Here is a 2687-nt window from a genome sequence, read left to right as displayed (position 1 = left end):
AACGCACTTGCATTCGAGTTGTCTTCCTATCGGGACGGCGACGCAGGCTTCTTTCAGCCTGCCGGCTCAGCAAACATGCTGGGCGAACAAAAAAATAGCAAGAATATCTTCTCGCTATACTTATAAATTTATTGAATTTTTATTATTTCTTGCTATTAATTTTAAACATTCCATTTTTAAATACTTTTAATCCATTAGTGTTTTCTTCCTCAGTCCAAAAACTTTTCATCTTCCTAGCTTCATCATGAAAAGAGCTTTCCTTATTTGATGATGAAATTATTTTTCTTAAATTATCTGTTTGCCATCTATAATAATCTCTATTCATAGATGCTAAAAGATTTTTTTGGTTGCTAAAAATAAAATCAGGCCCTGACATATCTCTTTCTAGACGCCTTAAAACATTTAAATTTTCTCCTCCATCCATTATGCAAAAATATCCATAATCATTAACGCTTCTAATTAGGCGGCCATAAACTTGCTTAAGTTTAATACATATTTCTGGATAGTTAACATCATTATAAGTTCTATTTTTGTAAGTAGTTATAGCTTTTAATAAAGGTTCTTCAAGATTTTTATTAGGTATTTTATCTAAAATAACGCAGGTTAAAGCATCTCCTGGCACATCAATACCTTCAAAAAAGCCCTTACTTCCTAAAATAATAACTTTCCTCTTCTTATCATTTAAATATTTAATAGACTTTTTATGAGTATGCACTTCAAAGGCAGTGTTCTTAGTAAGTTCTAACAATTCTTCTTCAACCTTTTTCCGTCTAAGATTATTGGTGAATAAAACCATAATATGACCATTAAGCTTTTGGCTAATATTAAAGATAAATTCAGCACTATTTTTCGGAAATTCTAAGGAATTATATCTTCCTATATCATTCATTACAAAAATTTTGGTTTTTCTCTTTAAATCAAAGGTTTTAGGAACAGTAAGTTCTGATGCATCCCTTTGACCTAAAGTATATTTTATTGTATTAAAAGAATTATTTATTCTCATAGTTGCAGAAAGAAAAGTTGTACTTTTTACATCCTTTAAAATATGTTCATTAAACATTTCATCTATATTTAAAGGAGTGTTAGTAAGTCTAAAATAGCTATAATTATTTGATATTTCTAAGGTTTTTGCAGTTTTTCTTTTATTATCATCTTCAAGAAAAGCATCTATAGTATTAAAAGCTTCTTTAAGCTTAGTAATATAATTATTTATCTTAATATACTCACGATCATCTTTTCCTTCTTCACCCTCAAGGGTTATATTATTAAAATATCTATTTAAAAGGCTGTAAAGTCCATAAATTCTTTCCTTCACATTAGATATAAAAGGTCTTAAAGAATCTATCTTAGATTTTAAATTAATAGGTGGAAGATTAAATTCACATTTAAAGCTGTAATCCCCTCCAGCAAGTTTAAGTTCAATTGCCTTATTTAAAAGAATAGACATATAGGTTTCAATTTCTTTAACCCAGTACTTTATCTTTTCAAGTTCTATACTTTCTCTCATTCCATTTTGAGCATTTAAATTTGTAAACTGTCTGTATATTGTGGGTTCCTTTTCATATAAATTCTTTAAAGATTCAGTAAAATCATAAGATGAAAATTCTTCTGAAAAGAAATCATAACATTTATCCATAAGGTTATGAGCCTCATCAATTATAAGATGAGTTATCTTCTTCTTTTCTGAGTAGGGCCAGCTAGCAAGAAGAGAATGATTAACTACTGTTATATTTTCACTTGGAAGCTCATTATACCTCTTTTTAAGAAGACATTTTCTATGACACTTTTCAATGTTACATTCCTCATTATCACATACTATATCTGAAATGTAGTCTCCTAAAGAAAAATGATTATATGACCAGTAATTTATATTTTCTATATCTCCATATAAACCATCTTTACATAATCTCTTTAAAAATACCTCTGCTAAAACTCCATAAATACTAGTATCAAAATTAGAATACTTAGAGAGCCTATCAACACATATATAATTTCCTTTTCCCTTAATTGCTCCATAATTAAGTTTATCTTCTAAATTAAGCTTATGAAGAATGCTTGGAATATCCCTTTGTATAAGCTGACTTTGAAGTTCTTTAGTATCGGTTGAAATTATAAAGGATGCATCTTCATTTTTATGAGTATCCTTATTTTTATACGCCTTAAGAGCTGCAATTAAAACATAGGCAAAGGTTTTACCACTTCCAGTTGGAGCTTCAATAAAAATCTTTTCTTCCTTTTCAATGTTTTCTCTAATTTTTCCTGCAAAATCTCTTTGGCTTTCTCTATATTGATACACAAAATCATTTCCATTATTCCATATTTCACTTCTCTTTAGAAGATCTTCATTTTCATCATAAGATATTTTTATTTTCTTTAAGTTTGGCTTTATAACCTTATTATCTTCATAATTAACATAATCATAATCTTCATAAGTAAACATTAATGGCTTTTCTAAATACTTAGTCCAATTCCACCTATTTTTCAAACCATAATCTAATGCTAATATAGTAAACATAGATTTTTTCTTTTTCTTACTACCATTACTTTCTTCTCTTTCCCACTGCCTTAGTAAAATTGAGTTTACACAAACCATAAGCTTAGTACATTCATCAAGATTTTCTCCTTCTTTAGCCTCATAAATATTAGTTATTTCATGCATAAGAATGTCTAATGAATATTCTTTTTTC

1 protein-coding gene is annotated in these 2687 nt (G+C 28.1%); it reads right to left on the bottom strand.

What is annotated here, in order from left to right:
• Window positions 1–142: 142 nt before the first annotated feature.
• The coding region (locus tag BM384_RS16510) for an ATP-dependent DNA helicase (protein WP_090015285.1) at window positions 143–2687 on the bottom strand (2545 nt) is incomplete at its 5' end.

Origin of the sequence: Clostridium sp. DSM 8431, assembly GCF_900116755.1 — a bacterium.
GTDB lineage: Bacteria > Bacillota > Clostridia > Clostridiales > Clostridiaceae > Clostridium.
This window is presented reverse-complemented; position numbering and strand designations above follow the sequence as displayed.